22 protein-coding genes are annotated in these 20029 nt (G+C 53.9%); 4 read left to right on the top strand and 18 right to left on the bottom strand.

The features are described 5' to 3' along the window. Nucleotides 1-10: 10 nt before the first annotated feature. From HEQ17_RS00190 to HEQ17_RS00135, 12 genes are all read right to left on the bottom strand, one after another. Nucleotides 11-1168, bottom strand: coding sequence for an HNH endonuclease (locus HEQ17_RS00190; protein ID WP_296290699.1), 1158 nt, complete (start codon nucleotides 1166-1168; stop codon nucleotides 11-13). Further along, entirely contained in the window at nucleotides 1168-2115 is a 948-nt protein-coding gene (locus tag HEQ17_RS15950) for a DNA cytosine methyltransferase (RefSeq protein ID WP_366938014.1), read from the bottom strand. The genes HEQ17_RS00190 and HEQ17_RS15950 overlap by 1 nt, the downstream gene beginning before the upstream one ends. A gap of 159 nt (nucleotides 2116-2274) precedes the next feature. Then, entirely contained in the window at nucleotides 2275-2475 is a 201-nt protein-coding gene (locus HEQ17_RS00180) for a YqaE/Pmp3 family membrane protein (RefSeq protein WP_296290697.1), read from the bottom strand. Nucleotides 2476-2504: 29 nt separating this feature from the next. Further along, entirely contained in the window at nucleotides 2505-3716 is a 1212-nt protein-coding gene (locus tag HEQ17_RS00175; protein ID WP_296290696.1) for a nuclease-related domain-containing protein, read from the bottom strand. Between the two features lie 4 nt (nucleotides 3717-3720). Beyond that, complete coding sequence (locus tag HEQ17_RS00170) at nucleotides 3721-4146, bottom strand: hypothetical protein (protein ID WP_296290695.1); 426 nt, start codon at nucleotides 4144-4146, stop codon at nucleotides 3721-3723. Nucleotides 4147-4296: 150 nt separating this feature from the next. Continuing rightward, nucleotides 4297-5505 (bottom strand): hypothetical protein, encoded by a 1209-nt coding sequence (locus tag HEQ17_RS00165; protein ID WP_296290694.1) that lies wholly within the window; start codon nucleotides 5503-5505, stop codon nucleotides 4297-4299. Nucleotides 5506-5573: 68 nt separating this feature from the next. After that, nucleotides 5574-6044 carry a polymer-forming cytoskeletal protein gene (locus HEQ17_RS00160; protein ID WP_296290693.1) on the bottom strand — a complete coding sequence of 157 codons (471 nt, stop codon included), beginning with the start codon at nucleotides 6042-6044 and terminating at the stop codon, nucleotides 5574-5576. Between the two features lie 34 nt (nucleotides 6045-6078). Beyond that, nucleotides 6079-6420 carry a hypothetical protein gene (locus tag HEQ17_RS00155; RefSeq protein ID WP_296290692.1) on the bottom strand — a complete coding sequence of 114 codons (342 nt, stop codon included), beginning with the start codon at nucleotides 6418-6420 and terminating at the stop codon, nucleotides 6079-6081. Nucleotides 6421-6467: 47 nt separating this feature from the next. Next, a complete protein-coding gene (locus HEQ17_RS00150; protein WP_296290691.1) occupies nucleotides 6468-6770 on the bottom strand; it encodes a hypothetical protein in 303 nt (100 codons plus the stop codon). Nucleotides 6771-6859: 89 nt separating this feature from the next. After that, the gene (locus HEQ17_RS00145) at nucleotides 6860-7924 is read right to left on the bottom strand and encodes a ParM/StbA family protein (RefSeq protein ID WP_296290690.1); all 1065 of its coding nucleotides are present in this window, start codon (nucleotides 7922-7924) and stop codon (nucleotides 6860-6862) included. Between the two features lie 49 nt (nucleotides 7925-7973). Then, a complete protein-coding gene (locus HEQ17_RS00140; protein ID WP_296290689.1) occupies nucleotides 7974-8471 on the bottom strand; it encodes a hypothetical protein in 498 nt (165 codons plus the stop codon). 153 nt (nucleotides 8472-8624) lie between these two features. Next, on the bottom strand, nucleotides 8625-8882 hold the full coding sequence (locus HEQ17_RS00135) for a hypothetical protein (RefSeq protein WP_296290688.1): 258 nt from the start codon (nucleotides 8880-8882) through the stop codon (nucleotides 8625-8627). A gap of 608 nt (nucleotides 8883-9490) precedes the next feature. Between HEQ17_RS00135 and HEQ17_RS00130 the strand changes: the two genes are divergently transcribed. From HEQ17_RS00130 to HEQ17_RS00115, 4 genes are all read left to right on the top strand, one after another. Then, nucleotides 9491-10774 (top strand): phage integrase N-terminal domain-containing protein, encoded by a 1284-nt coding sequence (locus tag HEQ17_RS00130; protein ID WP_296290687.1) that lies wholly within the window; start codon nucleotides 9491-9493, stop codon nucleotides 10772-10774. A gap of 33 nt (nucleotides 10775-10807) precedes the next feature. After that, nucleotides 10808-11422, top strand: coding sequence for a hypothetical protein (locus tag HEQ17_RS00125; protein ID WP_296290686.1), 615 nt, complete (start codon nucleotides 10808-10810; stop codon nucleotides 11420-11422). A gap of 186 nt (nucleotides 11423-11608) precedes the next feature. Beyond that, nucleotides 11609-12508: an antA/AntB antirepressor family protein gene (locus HEQ17_RS00120; RefSeq protein WP_296290685.1), complete on the top strand. Its 900-nt coding sequence runs from the start codon at nucleotides 11609-11611 to the stop codon at nucleotides 12506-12508. Between the two features lie 57 nt (nucleotides 12509-12565). Next, on the top strand, nucleotides 12566-12817 hold the full coding sequence (locus HEQ17_RS00115; protein ID WP_296290684.1) for a hypothetical protein: 252 nt from the start codon (nucleotides 12566-12568) through the stop codon (nucleotides 12815-12817). A gap of 268 nt (nucleotides 12818-13085) precedes the next feature. On the opposite strand, the gene HEQ17_RS00110 is transcribed toward HEQ17_RS00115, so the two are convergent. The 6 genes from HEQ17_RS00110 to HEQ17_RS00085 all read right to left on the bottom strand — a co-directional run. Beyond that, the gene (locus tag HEQ17_RS00110; protein ID WP_296290683.1) at nucleotides 13086-14681 is read right to left on the bottom strand and encodes an Eco57I restriction-modification methylase domain-containing protein; all 1596 of its coding nucleotides are present in this window, start codon (nucleotides 14679-14681) and stop codon (nucleotides 13086-13088) included. 14 nt (nucleotides 14682-14695) lie between these two features. Further along, complete coding sequence (locus tag HEQ17_RS00105) at nucleotides 14696-15757, bottom strand: XamI family restriction endonuclease (protein ID WP_296290682.1); 1062 nt, start codon at nucleotides 15755-15757, stop codon at nucleotides 14696-14698. 292 nt (nucleotides 15758-16049) lie between these two features. After that, nucleotides 16050-16895, bottom strand: a complete 846-nt coding sequence (locus HEQ17_RS00100) for a three-Cys-motif partner protein TcmP (protein WP_296290681.1) — start codon at nucleotides 16893-16895, stop codon at nucleotides 16050-16052. Beyond that, complete coding sequence (locus HEQ17_RS00095; RefSeq protein WP_296291186.1) at nucleotides 16895-18175, bottom strand: three-Cys-motif partner protein TcmP; 1281 nt, start codon at nucleotides 18173-18175, stop codon at nucleotides 16895-16897. Before HEQ17_RS00095 ends, HEQ17_RS00100 begins: the two co-directional genes overlap by 1 nt. Nucleotides 18176-18211: 36 nt before the next feature. Continuing rightward, nucleotides 18212-19075 carry a DUF5131 family protein gene (locus HEQ17_RS00090; RefSeq protein WP_296290680.1) on the bottom strand — a complete coding sequence of 288 codons (864 nt, stop codon included), beginning with the start codon at nucleotides 19073-19075 and terminating at the stop codon, nucleotides 18212-18214. Between the two features lie 765 nt (nucleotides 19076-19840). After that, nucleotides 19841-20029: hypothetical protein (locus HEQ17_RS00085; RefSeq protein ID WP_296290679.1), on the bottom strand; the 189-nt coding region annotated here is incomplete at its 5' end.

The raw sequence follows: 20029 nt of genomic DNA, 5'->3' as shown, positions 1-20029 counted from the left end.
AGTCTGTCGGTTATAGCAATGGAAACATCAGTTCGTTGTATAGGTCTAAAGACTTTCTACTCGGCCATTGATTGCGATTGATTGGCAGGTGTTGCTCGGGTATTGGTCCGCAGACTGCTTTAAATGCGTCCAAATCGAAACCTTTAATTTCGACCATTTTTTCAATGTCAGCAGGCACATCAATTAGTAAAGTCGAGTCCTCTATGGATGCATATTGAAGCCGCAAAATACCTTCGTCAAAAGCCCAATGCATTTGCTTGCTCAGACTAATTCCGTTAGTTACATCATTGGTACCGTTACGCGACCATGGGTAGATATGCGCCGCATCAACACCAGGCTGGAAACCTTTATCCAACGGTGGGAGACGCGCTCCGGTGAATGCACACCTATAGCCATAGGCACCATTGATCGCCCTCCTGAATTGCAGTCCTTCTGCCCCGCGCTCAACACGCCATGCTAGCTTTTTCCGAATTTCTCGATTCACCTCGATTGGGCTGGTTGGGTCGTCCTCGTTTAGGGATGATGGCGTGATAAGACCTGCTTCTTCGCTTGGCGGCAAAGTTATCCTTGGATTCAACAAAGTTAAAGCACTAGGTAAGACCAACACTTTCTCTGCCGCTTTTATTAGGGTTCGATGATCAATGGAAGCAGCACTTGCCACCGATTGATGATTGGCAATTGCATCTAACAATTCGGTAGAGTCAAAGTCATTTCTTGCCCATATCGATTTGATGAATTCAAATCGATTCAAGACATCAATCGTCTCTTTTGCTCCAAGTCCATTAAGCGCAACAATTGTTCTAGGCCGGAGGATGGCTTTGCTTGTGTCTTTGTAAACGACATCAACAACTATCGAGGAGTATGCACATCGTCCAAAGTCCACATCTGTATCGGTACCGCTCGTTTGACGAATTTCACGAATCGGTTGTGGAAGCAAGAGCAATGCGGCAATCACTTTTGCCGCGTGTGATGATGAATGTGGATCGCTCAAGCGAATTCTGGGTTTGCCATCATGAACATCAGCGATTGCGTAAAGTGGAATCCTTAAGTCAAGGCCGAATTCGAATACCAAGTCCAGACCATAAAGGTCAGCTCCACGGACAGCACCATGTGAACCTGCAAGTTCATATTCGCCGCGACCACCACTGGGACGTAAGCGAATCTGCATTACTTAGGTTCCTCGTGCAAGACGGGAGAACTATGGAGATAGTCTCGTATCCGTAAAGCAAGTGTCGCGACAACAGGAGGTGTTACAGCATTACCAAGGGCATGGTATCGCGGTGAGTCGACATCTTCTTCGTGATTGACTTCGTCAAGTTGTGTCCATCCAGTTGGGAACCCCATGATCCCTTCACACTCAACAGGTGTGAGTCGACGTACCTCTCCTTGATCAGGGTAGCTAACATACGTTCTGCTCCAGTCGGTACCAGTATGTCTAGCTGACGTTGCGTACAGGCAATACGCTATTTTTTGGAAGACTGGGTTTTCTGTGCCAGACCCTCTAATGACTTCCTTAAAGGGGGAAAGAGGTTTCGTCCCATTCTGTCTGTTCTTCTCAGTATCCCCTGTGCCGCCGTTGGGTTCAAAAAGTATCTGGAGTGGACCCGACCGGTCTCGATGACACCCAATAATGAACACTCGCTGCCTTGATTGAGGTACTCCGAAGTGTTGGCTGTTAAGTACACGCCATCCGACAGAATACCCGAGCTCGGCCAGCGTGCGGGTAACGACGGCAAAGTCTCTTCCTTCATGTGAGCTGAGAAGCCCTGCAACGTTTTCGAGGAGAACAACTCTGGGGCTGTGCTGCTCAAGCAGTCGAGCAAAATCGTAAAAGAGACCAGTTCTTTTTCCAGCAAGTCCTGGTCGTGGTCCCATTCTTGCGAGCGAAACGTCTTGGCATGGGAATCCTCCACTCCAGACATCGGCAACAGGGATTGCAAGCGGGTCGAGAGTTCTGATGTCTTGGAATTTAGGGACATTGGGAAACTGCTTTCTTAGAACCTGCAAACAAAAAGGGTCAACTTCACATTGGCTGACTGATTGGATTCCTGCAGCCTCAAACCCAATGTCAAAGCCTCCGATTCCGCTGAAAAAAGATGCATGTTTGTACGTCACGAGCCTGAGTATATATGTGTATAAAACAACAGTTGAAAGATTCAAAAATGGAGCGCATCACCCTTCATTTCAATGCATGCGTGTGTGAAATGTTGTGGACTGGTTGGGTGAGGCTGGACTACCTAAACAAACGAACGTTATATCAGGTCAAATTCGCACTCAAGTAGTCCGCCTATTGCTCAAAGCTTCTTGAATTTTCTTATCGGTTTTCCACTGCGACAGCGCGTAGACAGCCCAGATAGCCGCTGGAATCCAGCCAATTAACGTGATTTGCAAGATCAAGCAGATGACGCCTGCAATCGGTTTGCCAATAAAAAAGAATGAGAGCCATGGCAGAAATATGGCAATGATGAGTCGCATTTTGTTCCCAGTGAGTAATTGTTAAGGGGCTATTTTGCTTGCGGTTGTTTTGAGGTGGATGTCTCGTGCGCGTCCTTTTTTCCTGGTGTCTTCGCTGCGGGCCTGGGTTGAGCCGCTTGCGATGCCAAAGAACGCTCAACCTTCGGAAATTGTATGCCGTGGCGCTCGTATGCCAAAGGGTCAGTCATGCCCACATAAAGCAACAAACTCACAAGGGTGGCCAGCACCACCCCAAGCGGCCTTCTAGGGCGGTCCTCAAACGTAAAAGGGGCGCTCATTTCAGATCGTAGGGCCGCATCCATCGCCACGATTTCTTTCACTCGAAGAGTGTCCGGGCTTGGGTGATGCTCAGATAACCAGAGCATATGACGTACCTTGGCATCGTCACGGGTGTCGAGTCTGGACATTATTTTCTGGCTCAAGGCGGCAACGTCCAAGCGGTGAGCGCCGGTTTTGACCATCTGCTGGTGTGCAGTGCGAAGAACGATACCCAGTTGGTCGACAGAAAAAACGATTCGCGAGTCCAACTCAAACGCAGCATCGCTTTCCTTGGCATAAGGCAGCACCGCCAGCACACGCACAGGAACGCCGTAACCAACAATGGACTTGATGTGCTCGACTTTCTTCGAGCATTGCGCCACGGGTGAGCCAAGTGACTCGCCGGTTTTGGCTTCACCAAGACCGTCCGCACCGATCTTTCTCCAACCCTTGACCTCAATGACGTAGATGCCGTGCTGTGTGACCAACAGGTTATCGATCTCTTGACTGGTGTCATTGATTTCGCTTGGGGGCAGGACAATACTCTTGATGCCACTCCAGGCTGGCATCCAGCTTTGCATGTGGCCTTGAGCCTTTACCCTGCAAATCGTGTCGATCCACGTATGAACCACCGCCTCGGCTGCTGCACCGCGGCTCGTGATGGTCTCGATCTCTGCGCCCCAGCGAGAAAGCCATGTCCTTGCGTGGGCCTCCCATGCCCAAAATAGGTTGCGAGCGGCTATTCGTCGAATTTGCGTCCAGAACATCTCTACGACCAGCCCATAGCCAAATGGGTAGAGATACCACCGCCTGCGCCAACGTATGCGGTCTTGCGCTATGGCTTCTTCGATCTGCATTCTTGGAACCACGCTAATGCCGGCGAGTGCCCTGTAATGGGCGGCCGATGCCATCGCGCCGCAAAATATCGGCGCACTTGGGCCAGCTCCTGCAGCCCCTTTGGTTTGAATTTTCTCTCCGGTCATCGCCTCAAACCTCTCGGGCGCCGCGGCCGGGGTTGTGGGTGTAGGTCCTGTTGCCCAAACGCCATGTCGGCTCGTAGGCGTCTGGCTTGTATTCGTCTCGAACGGGTTCCTGCTTCTTTGAAGGCTTGGCTTTGGATTTTTTGGTATTTTTAGATGCCGCCACTGCCATGACGGCAAACACCGCAAGCCCAAACAATACTCCCAAAGCGATCAGCGCTGTTTTGGCATATCCCCACATGGTCGCCAAAAATCCCTTACCAGATGGGTCCACCCATAGCCAGATCCAATCCAGGCCGTACCCGATGGTTGCCCACACCAGCGACATCCCAACCTTCACCCACTCCCAGGCATTACCAACTTGGGCCAGTAGCCAATAAACCACTTGAATGACAGCATCCATTGCGCCGCCAGCTTGAATCAAAGTTTGCATTTGCACCTTTCAACGCGGCCAAATTTGCCGCTTTCGGTAATGAGTCTACCGAGCGTCGAGGCGATTGCAACTTACGAGTTGCGATGTGCCATGAATAGGCGAGAATTCGATACGCCTTTTGACCGCCCAAATTTGGGCGTTCGAGCAGGCTCAAGGTGCAGGGGAGATCGGCTCTAGGTTTTTGCCGAGCACTGTGCCATCCGGCAACGGGTCACCCACTTGGATATGCCGCACCTCACGCCCAACCCTGATGAGTACGGCGTTTTCCAGCTTCGACACGATGGTGAAAGCGCTGGATTTTGTGGCAGTGGCTGGCTTTGAATCCTGATTGCCAGTCACCTGCGCGGTTTCAAGCCCGCTCTCTGGTTTGCTGGCAACCTTTGCCGGAGGTGGCTTCTGCTTTGGCTGAGCGTTTTCCATGAGCCGCCTGCTTGCCGCCAACTGCACCGCCTTCTCCAGCTCTTTCGCGTTGGCTTCTCCTTCATCATCCGTTGCGAGCTTTTGGCGCTGGACAGAAGGTGCCGTCAGTTCGCTCTTGCTTTCTGGGGGGCGCATGGGGGCCACCGTTGCGCCCTGAGAGAAGGCGGAATTGAATGGCAGTGGCAAAACTGCAGCACCGGGGCCCAGTGGCGCTCCTTTGCTGATGCTGTCTGCTGCCCGAAGGCGTGGCCCCATTGAAGAAAGGCGAGCGCCAGAGATGATCTTTCCATCCTCTTTAGAGGGAACAACCGGCATCACCTCCACGGCCTGACGAGACAGCCCAGCCTTCATCAACACATCAACAACGAACAGCGCCCTCTTGGCCGCAATGGCCGGATTTTCAGCTGGCCCATACACACCTGTCACCTGCATTTTCTGGGCTTTGTCGTTGACTTTCACAAAATCCAGCACTCCCGTCAGGCCGTTCTTGGCCAAGATGGATTTGGCACGGAGGAATGGAACATCTATTGAGTCCATCACAACAAGGGTAGCAGCCTCGGCAGACTTGGCTTTCTTTGCTGGCGTAGCATCGGCCACACTCGCACCAACGACACCCGAGAGCTGATTGCCTAGCACAAGCTGCGCCTGGGTTGCAGCCTGAGCAACGCCTTCACTTGCTCTTTCGTAAAGCAGCCATTGGCTATGCGCCAGCACACCCAGCCCCAAACCAAATGCGATACACAGCGTGTAATTCAGATTCCGAGCAGTGCGACTGCGCCAAAAATTTCGGCGCAGTCGCACTTGGATCGTCTTTTGCTCCGCCTCGATTCGGGACATCCTATACCGATGCTTGATTTCGACGGCAGAACTCATGGCGAGAGCTTTGGCAATTTCAGTGTCTGCGCGTTGATTCTCAGTCTCAAAATTCATATCTGGCATGGATGCTCGTTTCGTTGGCTTGGCTGAGGCACTTTTAGCGAAAGCGTGTCGGACTCAAACTCAGCCGGTCATGTCCCTGACAATTTGGTGCCGTCCGCCATTGATGACTCGGTAAATGCGATATCTGTCACCATCTCGTTGGTCAGCCGACCCACCCGGATTTCCTCTGAATCACCAGCCAAAGTACTGATCAGCACACGACCACGAACCAGGATAAGACCTCGAACTTTGGCGGTAGGTGCGACCTCGCAGTCGCCCTTGGCTCTTACCTCGCCAGTGAAATCGCCACAGATCAGGACATCCGATGCATCAATGGCGCAGTGATCCATGCTCCCCAATGCGCTCAAGACCACCGGGTTTTCATCAAGGGCGACAACGGTGACATTCTTCAATTTGGCGTCAATCTGTACGCCCCCCTTGACGTAAATCGTTCCGCCCACGAATGCGAGGCTTTCTTGGATGATTTCGTCCGGGCGCTCGATGCTCGATGCGGCGCGTGGATTGCGGTCGCTGGAAAAAAGGATGGATGAATTGCTCATTTGGCTTACTGAGTCAAATTTTAAAAATTGGCGATTACTCGCCGACGCGCAAAAAATGCTTCTGGCTATCAAGCCAGTCGTTAGGCGGCTGCTGTAACCCCCTGATCGGCAAAAGTCGCAATGCCGATACGACCGACATCACCAACATCACCAAGAACGCAGCCCCGAAAAAGAGCCCGACACCGGACGTTCCGGTCTCTCCTTCAAGGCTGCGGGCAGCGAATTTGGCGAGGCCTGCAATCACCAGGTATGCCACCGGGGATCGAAACGCCCACCAAGTCAGCACCAGGCGATACCGGTGCCAAGACTGCTCGGCACTGCCAGACGCTTCAATCAGCGAGTCTCGGATCTGATGTCTGGCCATGTTCACCTGCAAGACAGCATCCAAGACGGTCATCACTCTCAAGACCATGTCGGGGCTGCTCAGTCCAGACCCTTGAACAAGTCCACTGGAGCCCGGCTGCGGTTGATCAGATCTGCCGCCCCCGAGAGCGTCAGCGGCACGAAAAGGCCCGACAAGATCCAACCAAGGCACCGGAGTGCTTTGCTCGCCAGCTCGTCGCTGGGTTCGATGAATGCGAGCAAGGAAAGACCCGCCATTGCCCACATCAGCATCGCCGCCAGCACCAGAACCAGAGGGTAGGCTTTGCCTTGTTTGGGCTGCATCAGGCTCCACACGCCTTGTTTGAGCGGATCGCTCTCGTAGTTCGGTTTGTATTTGTTCATCTTGATTTCCTGTTTCGTTGTTCATGGCGATATGCCTTCTTTCAAGGTAGCACGCAACTTTGCGAGGTCAAATTTCGAAAATCAGGAGATCAGTCAGACAGGGCATCACACCCAGCCAGCCAATAGCCGCGTGCATTGCTCAAGATGGGTCTGTCAAGTTGCGTGATCTCGCAGCCAGGCAATCGATCGCGCATCGCCTGCTCGTAGTAAGCTGCACCGCCACCCGCGATAAACACCCTGGCGATGTTTTGCCGGCGACCGCCCAGGCGGGTCACGAACACACCAATTTCTTGTCCAGCAATTGCGGGCACCATCGCGATGTAATCGCGCATGTCGATGATTTTGTGGCCCAGGTTGATAGATCCCGTTTGCAGACCACGCTCAACCATGTCGAACTCAAGCGAGCCGGTGCCATGATCAAAGCCGATCTTTTGGCTGACTTCGCGCAAGATGCTCGATACACCGCCGTCATAACTGCCCGAGAGCTTCATGTCCGGCGTCATGGCCTCGGACACGAACCAGTCGAGCGTGCGGTAGCCGGGGTCAACCACCATGGCGAGTTTGCCGTCTTGGAAAATTACGTCTTGGACTGGTAGCCCCTGCGCCGCCAAACGCATCGCTCCATAAGGCTGCGGCAAAATCAAGCAGTCGCGTACATGTACTTCAACTTCCTTCGGGCCACCTGGATGAATGAGACTTTTCGGCAACGGCACTCGGCGAGTCTGCATGCCCAACTCTTTCAGACGGATGCGTTGGGAGTTGTGCCCAGAGACCGGCAAGCCGAGCACCAACTTGTCAATCACACGTATCACACGCTTGGACTCCCGCATCGCCAAGTGCAGGGCTGTGAGCAACATCAATTCGTGCAAATCTGTCTCGATGTAGTCCGGCTCGATCACGCGAGACACCACCCCTGATGTGGCCTTGGGGCCTGTGTAGTAGCGGCGACCGTTGTGGCTGATCATGATTCGATCGGGGTTGGAGAAGCCCGATGCCTCTTCATCGACCACCACCTCGGGTGCGATCGACGGGAAAACAATCTCTTTCCACTGGGCACGCCCGGCCTTGTCGAGGTCATGGCCACAGACCATCTTGGTGTTGCCGTAGCCAATGTCGACCGCAACGACGGTTCGATTGATCAAGTTTTGACTCATGGTTTTCTTTCAGTTTGGGTTAGGGTTGGGGTAATGGATTTGCCTCGAACTAGAACGCGAACATCAGACTCGTCCTGCGGGTCAATTGCGCCTTATGAGCTTGACCCTGTTCGTCGGTCATCGTTGGCTTTTCGGGTTCGCTGGATTTGATTTGAAATGTCGTTGTCGGCACCAGGGCGAGGGCAGTCTCGGTGACAGGCATGGGCAAGGTCGGCTGAGGTGCTGCCGGTTTCGGCTTCACCAATTGCAGCAAGACGGCCTTCAATGCTGTAACCCTCTCGGTACCACTCAGGGGCTCCAACGTATCCCGCAGGGAAGACAAAGCGGGGTCGAACGCGGTGATATTCAGACGGATCGTCCTAGCTCTTGTGCTCGGGAAGCCTTTGCTGGGCATCTCCTCGAACCACGAAGGCATTCCTGGCGCATCGTGCCGGTGCAGTAGCGCACGCAACACACGAGCAGCAGTTCGCTCGTCACTCGCCAGCAGCCTTTCGTAAATTGGCAAGAGGTCTGCCTCCATCGGGAACATGGTGAATCTGATCAGCATGGCCGACGCCCCCCCTCAACCCCAATCCGCTCAAACAGCGAGAAGTTGACATTTGAGTGTTGAGAACTCGCCGAATCAGCGAGAACAAGACACACGAGTGACAAGAAGTCGCTCAAACGGCGAAATGTTGACACCTGAGTGTCGAGAAGTTGCTCAAACAGCGGATTCGTCATGTCCCCAAGTTTGATGAGCTTGCCCGCCCTTTGGCATTCGAATGACGCATGAAAACACGCGACATTCGATGCCCACTTTTTTGTGGCTTTGCTGTTTAATACCTTCACGCGGTGCAATACCGCTCAGATTTCCCAACACCGCAATTGCGGAAGGGTCCTGAAAGCCAACAACATGATGGCTACCCATGAAACCAACAGGCCGGTCAGCCATGACTGCGCCGTTTTTTTTGTTGCCCACCTGGCGCAATACCCCAATTCACACTTACGGGTCTGTACGACAGATCAATACAGAGTGTCCATTTTTTCTTAGCAAACGTAATGGAAACAACGACTTACGTTGAAGAAAGCAATACAGCAAAGCAACAGAACGCTATTTGAGTTGCGAGTTTGCGACGAATGGCGGTGGTGAAGAAGCGAGAAGTTGACCGAAGCGGGGTAGCGCCCGGACTTGCAGGACTGTCCGAGAGGGATAGCGATGTGAGTTGAATCGGTGCTGACGAAGTGCGTATGGCATGGGTCAGATTGAAGCCAGTAATGAATAGGGGAATCCGGTCCCCAATCCGCCCGTTTTGGGGTGGGCCGGAGCGATTGGGGTCATGAGACGACCCTACGGTGGTGTTGCAAGAGATTGCGATACGACCCACCTGAGACCCGTGAGGGCCGGGGGCATGGAAGGGCTGGACACACCTTTCATGTTGAAGCAGAGATTCGTTTAAGTCGTGTGTCTATGGTGTTTTTGGTGGTTGAAATGGTGCCGGGCGGTGAGCTGTGCCGTGTTAGGTGCTGTTGTCGGCTAAAGGGGGTGTGACCGCCTGGGCTGCTGAGTAAATTTTGCGGAGTACAGAGATGAGCGTGATGGGTGATAGCAACAAGCTGAAGCGACTGATTGCCACGATAGAGGCTGTGTGCGAGGCCAAAGGCAGGACGCGTGTGAACGGTGCCGTTGCGTCTGAGAGGACGTTTCGTATGCAGATCGAAGTGATGAAGCAGTTTGCGCGGACGTTGCACGACAAGGGGTACATCGTTGAATCGTGTGAGAACCTGGGCGAGCGTCATGCCAACGCTGTGTTTGATAGCTGGGTGCACGAAAAAGAGCTGTCGAACAAAACACTACAGAACCAAAAATCGAGGGTGAAGCAGTTCATGCACTGGCTGGGCAAACCGAACCTAGCTGACTACGTTAGCCGGATAGATGAGCGCTACGTTGACAAGCTGCCGCAGGGGTTTCGAGTGAAGACCGTTGCCGAAGAATCCAAGTCGTGGCGAGGGGCCGAAGTTGACATTGCAGAGCTATTTAGCAAGGCCCGTGAGCTTGACAGCCGGTACGCGGCGATGCTGATGCTTGAGAGGGCGTTTGGACTGCGGAAGAAAGAAGTGCTGCTCATCAAGCTGTGGAAAGCGGACAAAGGGGACAAGCTGGAGTTGGTGGGCGAGATCACGAAAAACGGACGCTACCGTGAAGTTGCCATACGCGAGGGAGAGTACGGGCAGATGCAGCGGCAGATTCTTGATTACGCCAAGGGCAAGTGCCGACGCTGGGAGTCCATGGCTTGGCCCGATGTGACGCTGGCGCAGGCTGAGCAACGCTATTACTGGCTGAACCGCCAACTGGGCCTGACGAAGAAGGACCTGGGGATGACTGGGCACGGGCTCAGGGCTGGGCATGCGGAAGACATCATGCTGCTGCGGGGCGTATTGCCATCGACCCTGGGCGGTACAAAAGACATGGCAAGCGAGAGGGGCCGAACGGCAGCGCGTTACGACGCATCGAGGACCCTTGGGCACAACAGAGAGATCATCACGTCTGCCTACATCGGTACAGAGAGCAACAAACCCAAGCCCAACGCATCGCTGGGCCACCGATTTGGCGAGGCGATTGTGGGGTTTGGTGAGGGCGAGGTGTTGTTGTGGGTGAGCGAAAAGCCGGAACCAGTTGAGGGTCGGCCCGGGGAATCGGTGCTGCCGCGTGAGAAAGCGCAACTGGCCTACGTGACGGCGCAGGTTGTGTTGGACGGCCGGGAAGTGGATCGGCTGAGCGTGAAGCAACTGGTAAGAAAACACCGTGGCATATTTGCTGATGTTGAAGATCGGATGCAAACCATTGGGTTGACGCTGCTTGCGGGTGAGTGATAGTTCCAAAATTACGAATGGATTAGGTGACGTATGAATACAAAGATTGACGAGATGATTGTGGCGACGTACCTCAGCAAACTCTCAAGCCAAGAGAGGCTAAAGGTTGAGGAAAGGTTTGAGAGGTTTAAGGAATTGGTCTATCGGTATTGTGTGAGGGCGAGGAGGATGCCGATTACTGACGTGAAGATGTGCTCAGTGGGGGCCACATGGGATGGTTCGACAATGCTGATTGGTGTGAAGATGCTGCACCGGCATACATGGCAGGGGCTTCAATTGATCGCAGGGCACGAGGTAGGTCACGCATTGAGTCAGTATGGTCGAGGTCGGGAGGTCATTGATGGGAAGATGTCAGCATGGGACACCATAGATTCGGAATACTTTGCAGACTGTGTCAGCCTGGATTTGTGCAAGAGTTTGACCGTTTATGACTGGGCTAAAGGCATGATTGGCGCACTAAAGATTGACGGCGTTTCGGCTGCGGATCTCGATTGTGGGGGTGATTTACTTGACATCAGGTACGACAAGCTTCTGGCGGATGCTGCCAGGGGTCACGTCAAGATGGGAAAGGCGCTCGACTTCCGATCTGAGCTCAAGCTCAATTTACAAGGGTACAGCAGGCTCAACGGGCTGCCCCCGATCGACTAGCTAAACAGACAAACTGAGAGAGGCCGCCCGATGGGGCGGGGGCGGTTTTTTTTGGCTGAGGTTTTTTTTCAGACGACCGCCCAAATTTGGGCGGTCGAGAGAGGTGACGAAAGGCGTGTTATTTGAGCTGGAGCGGTCGATTTGCTGTGTGAATGTGTCAGTCCTACTATTTTTTTGGTGATTGACATGGCAAATTCAAGATCGAAGGCAAAAGTGACGGGTGCTGGCGGTGCTGGTGCCGCCCGGGGAGCTGGGACGGCTGGAACTGGTACAGCGGAAGACGGCCACGTGATGACGGTGGTGCAGCACGGTGATCGCGGGCTCGTTGTGTCTGCGAAAGCGGTGCACCAGGCGCTGGGTGTCGGGCGAGATTTTTCGAGTTGGCTCAAAAGCCGCATCACGCGGTATGGTTTTGAAGCAGGTGCGGACTTTTGGGAGATGGGGGTTGGTGAACTTGATTCCCCCGAACGGGCGAAAACCCAACTTGATTCCCCCGTTTGGGGGAATCAAGTTGAAGCCCATGGTGGTGATCGAAAAAGTCAGGATTTCTGGCTGAGCCTGGACATGGCCAAAGAACTCGCGATGCTTGAGCGCTCAGACGCCGGTCGTGTGGCGCGGAAGTATTTCCTTGAGTGCGAACGCAAGTTGAAAGAAGTTCTGACGCAGGGACAACCACGGCTTGAGCCGGATCTGAAGCTCACGCAGGATGAGACCGAGGCGTACTACCAGTACATATCCTGGCTCAAAGAAAGCGGCGAGCTGACGAGCATGGAACTCAACGACGAGCTCAGTTTCGTCGTCTTGCCCGAGATCCTCAGGCAAGTGTTGCACGAGGGCGGACTCAACGCGGAAGCGATTGCGAAGCTTGACTTGCGTGGGTACGCTCCACTTTTGTGTACAGCGATGGTCAGTGCGCGTTGCGATGTTAAGCCTGATGACATTGCGATTCGAATGCGTACAAAGAAAATGTCGCCACGACTTGTTAAGACGGTGCGTCAAAACACCCAGGGAATCATTTTTGGCTGGCAAGCGGGAAGACACCAGCTGGGTGCGATCAGAATGCTGGCGTCGATTGGAGTGCGCTGAATGCGAGTTGCGCTGTGCGGGGCTTTGGCCGTCAGAGCGGTCGTGCTTTAGACCGCCGTGCCCACGATTGCAGCGGCATCGGGAGTTGAGGCTGAGCGGTTTTGGGTCAACGCCGGGTTTTACTCGGCGCACTTTGACAGCGACAAAGGCCTGCGCAACGCCAACCCAGGGCTGGGCTTTGAGTACCGTATCGACAACACGTGGTCGGCAACGGCTGGGCTGTTTCGCAACAGCGACAACGCCGACTCACGTTACATGGGCGTGTATTACCAACCCTGGACCTGGGCAGGCGCCAAGCTGGGTGGGTGAGGGCGCGGGCGTGGTGAACTCGATTAGAAACTTTGCCAAGGACCATCTTTGCGGAGGGTGTACGGCATTTTGTGTAAACGGGGCTGAGATCAGTCATTGGGCATCCTGCCTTCGAACTGGCAAGCTGAACTTGGCTATGGCTTGAATAATCACAGTGAATTCAACGAAGCTCCTTAATTTCTAAAGGTGCCAAGGTTCTCAACCATGGTGCAAGCAAGTAGGCCTGCACTATAAAGGTACGGGTAGAACGATGCGGCTTGGGTTACAGCTACTCGTTATTGGTCAGTCCAAGCACATCTTGGATGGCTTGCGCAGATACCCTGGCCAACTCTTTTGGCTCCATCTTATGCAGCCCGCCGCCATAAACCCGACCCTCATCCAGCATGTGATTAGTTTGGATGGCATTCAAGCATTCCCAGACCCGATGGGCAACTTCTGGTCTTTGCCGCAATACTGAAGCCACTTGCGGTTTTGGGTAAAGCATTAAGTACGTGTTGGCTGCCGTCGCTTGCGAGCGGTTAAGCAAGAATCGAAATGGCTTACCTGATTTACCGTCGCTTCGTCCCATGTAACTACACAAAAACGGAGCTGGCTGACGGTCTTCCTGGCGATACCAGCCATTACGACGATTGCTGCACAGGTAAGCTTTTGCTACAGTTTCCAGGCCGCTTTGCAGATAAGCCCACAAAGCAGGAAATTGAGTCTGAATATCCTCTGGCGACAACCGGCAATCAAGCAGAAACAATGGGCGATCGATAAGCGGCACGCCATGCTCGTCCGCAACTATCTCATCGTTCTGCAAGTGGCGTGGACTGGGCAAAATTGGGCGAAACTGATTCATCGGCAAACCGAGTTCTTCAATTCGTTGCCGATCAAGTATGAAAAATCCATTATCGCCAGTAGCGAGGCCACGCTTGATATCAAAGAGGTCGGACAAAACGGGACCAACTGTGGCTAAGCGAACGGACTGACGCGGAAATCGTGTCCACTTGGTCTCATCGGCTAGGTCGGCCACCGCCACATCTCTCGCTAGAACAGGTGCGGCGAGAGTACCCCCATAGGTGAAATTCACATGATGATTCAATTGTGGGCGCTGCTTCCTGAACCAAACGACAGCGGAAGAGACCAGGGCATCGTCGAACTGTGCATCATTTGGATCGAAACGGTGGATGCGCAGCAACGTTACCTCGGACAAGAGATAGCGTTTCAGTTCACGACCGTAATTCACATCCATGAACTCACTAGGGATCAACCAGCCTGCAATGCCGCCATCCCGCATCCAAGGATGCGACATTGCCATGAAATGTACATAAAGCCCAGCCAATCCGGAAAGTTTTACGCCGGCGGCCTTCTTACTAGACGCCAGCAAATATTTCTTCGTGAGGGCGTCCATGTGTTGGTGCCGCACGTATGGTGGATTGCATATCAGTAAATTGAAGCCGTCTATAGACGGCTTGATCGATGTGAAATCTGCAATATCAATTCTCAGGTCATGATCGCGCCACAAAGCTTGAGCAGGCAGCCCATAGTGAGGGTCGATCTCGTACCCTTGAGCAACGTCCACCTGGCGGTCGCCTACTGTGTTGAGTAATGCCGAGTAGAACGATCCAGTGCCTAGCGCCGGGTCAAGGAAACGGACAGCATCGCCAGGCGGAAGCAATGTCAATCCATACGACAAAATCTCGCGAGCCAGGGCCGTCGGTGTGGCGAACTGGCCCATCTGGTTACGTTGCAATCCGGTTTTCTGCGAGTCCAATGACTTTTGGACCAACAGGCGTTGGTCCTCCAAAGAGGCAGGAGACTGTGGGACGAGATCATCCAAGATAGTCAAAGACTGGACTTCGCCCGTCGCTAAACTGTTCATGAGGTAAATGCCCGTCAGAGATCGTAGCCAGCTAGGTCGTCGATCCGGTGCTCCCAGACCCAATCGATGCCGTCCGCTGCAGCATAACCCAAGTAACCGCTATCAAAATAACCACAGAGGAAGAGACCAAACCGGACCTTATGGTCATGGTAATGACGCTTCAATTGACGGATTTTCTGAGCTTCTTCTTTCCTGCGCTTGTTCACGTTGGTGAAATCGCCTGCGGATTTGGCTTCAATCAACAACGGGAAATCTCCCACCTTGGCGTTGCGAGGCATGATGACCACATCCACTGCAATGTTAACGGTGACGACCTCGACCAATTCCTCTGGGTTGGATATCAGGGGCGCACCATTGGCATCGAGGCGATCTTCTTCCGCTTCCTCGTCGTCCGCTTCTAGGGTGTCTGTTTCCTCTATGGCCAAAGCCACGGGTACGTTGACCCTGAACGCAAAGGTACCAGGTTTCATTGCGTCAAAAGCTGTAGATTTGACTTCCTGATAGTCACGGGCAATAAGCCACTTGGAAATTTCACTCAGCTGGCGGCGTTCCTGCTCGTTTCGCACGATCGGGTCGGATTGCGCACCGCAGAGACGATCTGCCACGATGGTGGCAGCACGATGAAGGTCAGATTCCTGCGGGACATTGCCTGACTCCAACCACACAAAGATGTCCTTATCAGCCAACCGAGCAATGATGTCACCGATGCGGCCCAGCTCCTCATTGAGTCGCTTAATGGGCATTTTTGGAGGTACAGCAGGCTTTTCCTTGTCCTCCATACACTTCACAAGGTTCTTGGACACCCCGGCTAGCCCGATCAGTCGATCACGCGCAATTGGTGGGCAGGTTGCCATTCGCAGCATAGGCAAAACCTCCGGGTGCTCTTTTAGCAGCGCCGGGGTAATGTTACGCAGGTTATCGGTGCTCTTTAACGCATTTTCTACCTGCTTTGACGAACGGCTGCGTTCGTCCCTGAAGGTCTGCGGAGCGAAAGTCATAAACCATGTGTTGTAAAGATCGACTGACGCTTTAATGTCGGCTTTCCAACGATCCGGCTTGTTTAGATTGATGGTCATCGTCTAATGAAATGGAAAAATTGCGAAGCATGGCGTGTCTTAAAACCACCATGCGCCTTTGCGAAATTCGGCAACATAATTGATGCCCTCACGTTGCCATGAATTTTTAAAGCGAAGACTTCAAGACGAGCTCAATCTTAACCGCCTGCTTTAGGCTGGTTGCGGACACCCGAATACGCAGACTGAGTCTTGTCTGGAGACCTCAACCGGCCGTTCACAACGGCTGGATCTTGAACGACCGCACGACCCCTCGACCGGTCGCTTAGCTGGGGCGGCAGGATAATTCCTGAGGCTAGAAATCGAACTCCCGGTTTGGTCCCTGTGCCACATCCCCCCATATCCTGTTCGGGAGCTCATGTCGGCTGAAAAACACCAAGTGGTACAGCGGACGATTTCCATCGTCCCGAACGAGTGGCATTCGATGACTGATCGAGAATCCAAGACCCCGTACCAGCCCGCACCAGTAGTCAAAGAAGGCCTCGTCGGCATCGCCGCGTACAAAAGCCAGGGGGTCGATGTGATCGCGCCAACCTGGTGCCGCTGCGTCGAATCGCGCCCTCTCTGGGTTGTACTCCATCAGCACATTGCGTCTCAAATCCATCGTGCTGAAGTGCACGGCGAAATCAACAAAACTCAGCCTTGCCAGCTTTTCGATCACGCTGAACGAAAGGTACTGCAGGTTGTATGGATCAAGATAGGCGAGACACAGCGCGCCTCTGGGGACTCTTCCAATCACCTGGTCGACCGTTGATTCAGCAGCACCGGGAAACGCTATTGCAGGTGCGCCCATGGCCCTCAGCCGTTGCGCAGAGGCGGATGCTCGTTCGACATCCAGATCACCAACAAAACACGATGTAAACGCCACGTCGTCCCGCAGTGAATGTACCCAGGCCACTTGGGCGCCACCTGGACGAGTTGTCGCCTCGCCCTTGACCTGAATGCGACCTGGACCACTGAACAGGTCAACGTACACGCGCTGCTTAAATTTCGCCCTAGCCCGACGCGTACCCTCCACGTACTTGGCCAGGAACGTGTGCTTCATGTCGGGGACCCACGAACCCACGCCTTCACCGTTCCGACCATGCTCTATGGGCAAATGCGGCAGGGGATCTGCATCTTTGACGAGACGAAAAATCATCAATCTGCTCCCCGCGGCAAGCTAAACAGGGCCACTTGGGGGCTGCGTTCAACCCAGTCCGTATCACGCATGTATTTCGCCTGCTTCCGGGTCACGCCCTCCTCGGATCGAACAATGATGTCCTGATCTCCCGACAGCCGCTCCAAGGCCTGCTTGTACATGATGGAAGTGCCTGGGGACGTGTTGCAGGTGGAGGCATACAACTCGCCGATCTGCAAGGGTTGGCGCCGCTCGAAAATGTGCTCCGCCAGTTGCTGCGGCAACACCTCGACTGATTGGCATAGAGCCACATCGTCGAACTGGAATCCCCCGGTGAACTCCTGCCGAAAACCCATCATGTGCGAGGCCAGCATGTCGAGTCCTGCCCCACCGTAGTGGATGGAATGGTTCTGATGCTGCCAGTGCACCTGCTTCATCACGTCCTGTGCACGGGGATGTTGAGAAAGATGAACCAACCAGTATTCGCCTTGACCGCTGCCCTCACCACGAATGAAAAAAGGCGTGAAGTACTCGGCACCACATCCCTTCACCAACGCTTGATACAACGCGGCCTGTATGAAGCGGCGCCAATCGGCGGCATCCTCTTCCTTGATCTGCTCGACGGTCCTGCCACCCAAGGCTGCACGAATATCTACCGCTAGTTTCTCGGAGACCTGGTCCGTGAATTGGTCATTGGTGTAGGTGGCAAATGCAGCAACATGAAATGTCAACACTACCTCGCTGCCCGGTGAGTTCGCGAATATCTGCTGAATCAGCGGCGCTGGTACTTCGCTGTATCCATACTGATCCAGAAAATAGATCGCTGTGCGTGCTCTCGGCGTATGGGCCTGAATCAGCTTGAAAACAGCAGGCGAAGCTGAAACAAAGTCTTCATGAATGACGTGTATTGTATTGCCGATCTGGTGACCAAAGCCCCGTTTCTGCAGGACCATCTTCAAATGGGACAACGCTCGACGGTCCTTGTCAATGAAGACATATTGGACATCCAGCTCGATGGGCTTTGTCCTCTTGGCATTGATGAGCGTTCGGGCCTCTTCGACTGCGTTGAGCATGCGCAGCGGAGAGCCAAGTATCTCCTTGGCCTGCCCTTTGAGTATGTAGAGCCCCCCCCCGCAGAATCCGTCAACGAGCGTGATTCGAAGACGCTCCCGCCCTCGCGCATTGAGGGTTCGTTGCTCGAAATACCGTATCAGGTAGCCGACCAACACCTCGTGCTTAGTGACGCTATGCGGATCGATCTCTGCCGGTCCGTCCTCCCAGTTGTAGTGACTTTTTGCCAAGAGCAAGCCTTTCTGCAGAGCTGAAGTCGTACGCCGCTACACCCCACTCCCGGTGTTTGGGAATTGATCCCAATGACGCCCCCCCAAGGAACGACCGGCTTTTCCTTTTCCAACAGCAGCGAGTTTGACCTCCGAGCCACCATTCCTGACGATGAAGATCGGCGTACGGCCAGTCACGGCTTGTGCCGCTTGCTCCAACGGCGCCCAGTGCCCCCACTGTTTGAAGTGAAAAGCCACCCCGGTCTTGTTGCATTGTTTGCGCAGATCGTTAGGCCATTTTGGGTCCATAGGACGTGATCCAGGCCCAGACTCGCCGCCAGCAATCACCCAGTCCACACGAGTGCCCAGTTCCCCAATTTGAAGCCAACGGCTCAGATCCAATGGTCCCAACAGTGGCTCGCACGACAAGAACCGGACGGCAGGTGTCTTGAACTGGAGCAAGTGCTTCAATCGCTTGTCAGCTGCACTCTGGTTCTCGACTGTTGCGCCAAGCCAAACGTTAGAGGGAAATTCATAGCCCTTGGGCAACTGCTTGCGCACCAAGTGAATACGCTTGGTCAATAGCAGCCAGTCCAAATGAGGTGTTGCTGCAATGAGGTCTAGCAAGCGAAGCCGATGCGGAATCAAGTCCTCTCGGTTCTCAAAGACATCCGCCATGGACGCGCAAAACACCCGCCGACGAGTTTTGCTTTGCTCTGCTTCACGGTTCCACTTCAGAGGTTCTTTCCAGTGTACGTCTCCGAAAAAACGACGTTCGGACTTCGGCCCCCAAACGTCTTCCCCAAGGCGCTTTGCCCAAGTTTCAGCGTAGCAATGGTCACAGGCATCGGATACGCGGACACAACCCCACCACGGGTTGAAAGTGTGGTGGGTCCATTCAATGCGGGTGTCTTTTCCCATCAGTTGAGTTCTCAGGTGATGGCCGATAGCATGTAAATTTGTACAGTATAGTCTATGCGGGTAAAAGTCTGACATCGAGAGCGGTGAGCGCCCGCTCCACATGCTAGCCGCACGCAGCTAGCACCTGACTACCTCACTTCACAAGTGACCCCTTGCAAGCGCCATTAAAGTGATCCATGAATCCACCACTTTAGAAACTGCTCGGAACCAAAACAATGACAACTCTAATTGCGTGGGTCGCCATCGATCAAAACGTCGCGACGGCGGTGTACGTGGCGTCGGACAGTCGGCTCACATGGGGTGACCAAGGAAGATGGGATCTCGGGCGCAAGATCTTCGCTTCGGAGAAGCACCCCGAGATACTGGGTTACACCGGCGACGCCTTGTTCTGCTCGCAGGTCCTTGGACAAGTGATCTCGTATATCGACACGTGCGCACCGATGGAGATGATCGCGACCCATGTAGAGAAGTTCCAGAAGGTGCGACTCTTACTGGAACGTGCGTTCAGCACCTACCCGCAGACATTTTGCCTTCCGAATTTTTCAATTTTCTATCTCACGCGGGTTGGAAAGACTTGGGGTGCGTGCACATTCGTGTGGACGATGAACCGGGGCTGGAGTCCGACGGTGGTGCACGCGATTCCTGATACCTGGCAGCAAGTTTCCCTGATCGGATGCGATGACAGCATCCAGGCCAAGTCACAGTTAATTTTCATACCTCTCAAAAGTACGCCGTCAAATCCAAAATCGCTGAGAGCATCGAAAGTCAGCCAGATTCGAGGATTTCCATCAGCGCAGTTACAGCCGCCCTTTTTTGCTTGGCTGTGCCATGCGACCAGATGCGGGCAGAGAGTTTGTGGAATTTGGCCTCTTGCGGTGTTGGCGCCGTCTCGTGCACGCGCTCAATGTCGAGCCACCCGACTGAGAGACCGAGCGTCGATTCGATCTGGCGGGC

It is taken from the genome of Limnohabitans sp., from assembly GCF_023910625.1.
Lineage (GTDB): Bacteria > Pseudomonadota > Gammaproteobacteria > Burkholderiales > Burkholderiaceae_C > Limnohabitans_A.
Note: the sequence above shows the minus strand (reverse complement) of the source record. Positions and strands in the feature narration are given on the sequence as shown.

Excerpts from the sequence above, each read along its gene's own strand:
- HEQ17_RS00150 (WP_296290691.1), bottom strand. The coding sequence starts at position 6,770 with ATGAACAAATACAAACCGAACTACGAGAGCGATCCGCTCAAACAAGGC.
- HEQ17_RS00125 (WP_296290686.1), top strand. The coding sequence starts at position 10,808 with ATGAATACAAAGATTGACGAGATGATTGTGGCGACGTACCTCAGCAAA.
- HEQ17_RS00110 (WP_296290683.1), bottom strand. The coding sequence starts at position 14,681 with ATGAACAGTTTAGCGACGGGCGAAGTCCAGTCTTTGACTATCTTGGAT.
- HEQ17_RS00170 (WP_296290695.1), bottom strand. The coding sequence starts at position 4,146 with ATGCAAACTTTGATTCAAGCTGGCGGCGCAATGGATGCTGTCATTCAA.
- HEQ17_RS00145 (WP_296290690.1), bottom strand. The coding sequence starts at position 7,924 with ATGAGTCAAAACTTGATCAATCGAACCGTCGTTGCGGTCGACATTGGC.
- HEQ17_RS00100 (WP_296290681.1), bottom strand. The coding sequence starts at position 16,895 with ATGATTTTTCGTCTCGTCAAAGATGCAGATCCCCTGCCGCATTTGCCC.
- HEQ17_RS00180 (WP_296290697.1), bottom strand. The coding sequence starts at position 2,475 with ATGCGACTCATCATTGCCATATTTCTGCCATGGCTCTCATTCTTTTTT.
- HEQ17_RS00140 (WP_296290689.1), bottom strand. The coding sequence starts at position 8,471 with ATGCTGATCAGATTCACCATGTTCCCGATGGAGGCAGACCTCTTGCCA.
- HEQ17_RS00165 (WP_296290694.1), bottom strand. The coding sequence starts at position 5,505 with ATGCCAGATATGAATTTTGAGACTGAGAATCAACGCGCAGACACTGAA.
- HEQ17_RS00130 (WP_296290687.1), top strand. The coding sequence starts at position 9,491 with ATGAGCGTGATGGGTGATAGCAACAAGCTGAAGCGACTGATTGCCACG.
- HEQ17_RS00120 (WP_296290685.1), top strand. The coding sequence starts at position 11,609 with ATGGCAAATTCAAGATCGAAGGCAAAAGTGACGGGTGCTGGCGGTGCT.
- HEQ17_RS00160 (WP_296290693.1), bottom strand. The coding sequence starts at position 6,044 with ATGAGCAATTCATCCATCCTTTTTTCCAGCGACCGCAATCCACGCGCC.
- HEQ17_RS00105 (WP_296290682.1), bottom strand. The coding sequence starts at position 15,757 with ATGACCATCAATCTAAACAAGCCGGATCGTTGGAAAGCCGACATTAAA.
- HEQ17_RS00190 (WP_296290699.1), bottom strand. The coding sequence starts at position 1,168 with ATGCAGATTCGCTTACGTCCCAGTGGTGGTCGCGGCGAATATGAACTT.
- HEQ17_RS00090 (WP_296290680.1), bottom strand. The coding sequence starts at position 19,075 with ATGGGAAAAGACACCCGCATTGAATGGACCCACCACACTTTCAACCCG.
- HEQ17_RS00175 (WP_296290696.1), bottom strand. The coding sequence starts at position 3,716 with ATGACCGGAGAGAAAATTCAAACCAAAGGGGCTGCAGGAGCTGGCCCA.